Below are 2,222 nucleotides of genomic sequence, written 5' to 3' on the forward strand. Positions count from 1 at the left end.
GAATCGATGATCCGGTGGTCGTGGGTGACCATCATGACGGCCGCGCCGTAACCGATCGTGGTCTGCTTGAGCAAGTCGATTACGTTCATCGTCGAATCCTTGTCGAGCGCCGCGGTCGGCTCGTCGGCGAGGATCAGCCTTGGCTGATTGACGAGCGCGCGGCCGATCGCGACCCGCTGGCGCTCGCCGCCCGAGAGAAACCTCGGCTTGTGGTCGACGCGATGGCCTAGCCCCAGGCGCTCCAGGATCCCGGCGCAGCGCTGCCGCAGGTCGCCCAGCTCGCCATTAGCGAGCTGTGCCGCCATCTTGACGTTCTCGTAAGCGGACAGCGCATCGAACAGATTGTGCATCTGAAAGATGAAACCGATGTCGCGCCGCACATCGACGAGCTCGCCGCCGGCAAGTCGCGAGAGGTCGCGGCCAAGCACCTCGATCCTGCCTTCGTGAACCGAGCGCAGTGCCCCGATCAGGGTCAACAGAGTGGTTTTGCCGGCGCCCGAGGGGCCGGTCATAACAACGAGCTGACCTGCGGGGATCTCGATCGAGTTGCCGAACAGGACCTGGTTGCGCGCTTCGCCCTCACCGTAATAATGGTTCAGCCCGTGCACGCGCACGGCTTGTTCCGGTGCGGCAGGCCGCGCGATCGGCGGCGCCGCCGCTTGCTCGGCAACCAGAGCGGCGCACATCAGAACACCTCGGCCGGATCTGCGGTGATCACTCGCCGGACTGCGATCGCCGCCGAGATCAGGCACATTCCTAGGGTCAGGCCGAGGCTGAGGAGCGTCAGCCGCATCGTCATGTGCAGCGGCAATAACGCTAATCGACCGATGATGTAATAGAGCAGAAGGCTGAGCAGCAATGCCGGGATCCACCCGGCAAGCGCATTGAACGCCGCCTGTTCGAACACCACGCGCAGCAGATAACCGGTTCGATATCCCATTGCCTTTAATGTCGCATATTGCGGCAGCTGGTCGGAAAGATCAGTGTAGGTGACTTGATACGAGATCAGCATCCCAACCACAAATCCGACAATGGTGCCCATCGCAAAAATCGGTCCGGCCGAGGACACGTCGGCCTGAAACTTGCGCTCGAACTCGATCAGCTGTTGCTTGGTGAATACCGCTATCGTATCGGGCAATGCTTTTCTCAGGGATTGCTGAACGGCAACCGGATCGTCGCCGGATTTCACCTTGACGACCCCGACATCGACGCCGGAAGGGCCGCGGAGAAGGCTTGCAAAGGTTCGGTCGCTCATGATGACCGTACCGTCGCTCTGGAAATCGGGGCCTAGATCAAAACCGCCGACGATTTTGACTTTGGTACCGTTGAGCTCGGCTTCAGTAGCTCCAGTGCTCATGCCAAGAAACCGCCGGGCGCGCCGGTCGACGAGTACGGTATTCGGTTCCTTCAATTTGTCGCGGTCGGCGTTGACGTCGGCGAAGGAAAGGACCGGCGCATCTGGATCAGAACCAAAGGCGCGGACAAGAAAAATCTTGCCGTCAATCGGGTTCTTCCAGAAAAAGTTGAACCAGTCGGCGTAGAGCGGCCGCGCGCTCGCGACACCCGGCACGTCGCGCACCTTGTCGAGATCGACGCGGGGAAACGGATCGCGCGTCGCAAACTGATATTTATGTACGCTCTGCAGCAGAATATCGCCGTCGAGGCTGCGGATGACCGCGAACGCGCTCTCGAAAAAGGCCTGCTCGAAGCCGAGCTGCATCAGCATCAGCAGCACCGCAAACCCGATGCCGCCGGCCGAGCGCAGCAAGCGCGACTTGTTCGAAACAAGATTGCGCCAGGCGAGCGGGACCGGGCCCCGTTGGACTATTCCGGCGAGTCCCGCTGGTGAGTGTCCGAGAGAGGTGGGAGCGGTCGACAGAACCCGACCCCCTCAGAACACGTCGGCCGGCGCGGCGCGGCGCAGACTGCCGACTGACAGCAGCGCCGAAATCAAGGCCATCGCGAGTGCAGCGATGAAGACGGCAAGGAGGCGCGTCTCGCTCATCGTCACGGGCAGTAAGGTCTTCTGGCGGATCACCGAGTAGAGCCCCAACGCGGCGCCCAAGGCCGGAATGAACCCGGCGACGACGATCAACAGCGACATCGCGCTGACCGTGCCGGCCAGCGAGCGGTCGGGATACCCGATCGCCTTCATTGTCGCGAATTGCGGCAATTGCCGGCTGACCTGCGTCGAGACGATCTGGTAGACGATCATGATCCCG

The 2,222-nt window shown here is 61.9% G+C and carries 3 protein-coding genes; all 3 read right to left on the minus strand.

All coding sequences use genetic code 11. The features are described 5' to 3' along the window. Positions 1-686: ATP-binding cassette domain-containing protein (locus JOY90_RS19365; protein ID WP_291692715.1), on the minus strand; the 686-nt coding region annotated here is incomplete at its 3' end. Continuing rightward, positions 686-1,879, minus strand: a complete 1,194-nt coding sequence (gene devC, locus JOY90_RS19370; RefSeq protein WP_367276967.1) for an ABC transporter permease DevC — start codon at positions 1,877-1,879, stop codon at positions 686-688. The genes devC and JOY90_RS19365, both read right to left, overlap by 1 nt. Before the next feature lie 12 nt (positions 1,880-1,891). Then, positions 1,892-2,222: FtsX-like permease family protein (locus JOY90_RS19375; protein ID WP_291692716.1), on the minus strand; the 331-nt coding region annotated here is incomplete at its 5' end.

Source organism: Bradyrhizobium sp., from assembly GCF_019242285.1.
In the GTDB taxonomy this organism is placed as follows: domain Bacteria; phylum Pseudomonadota; class Alphaproteobacteria; order Rhizobiales; family Xanthobacteraceae; genus Bradyrhizobium.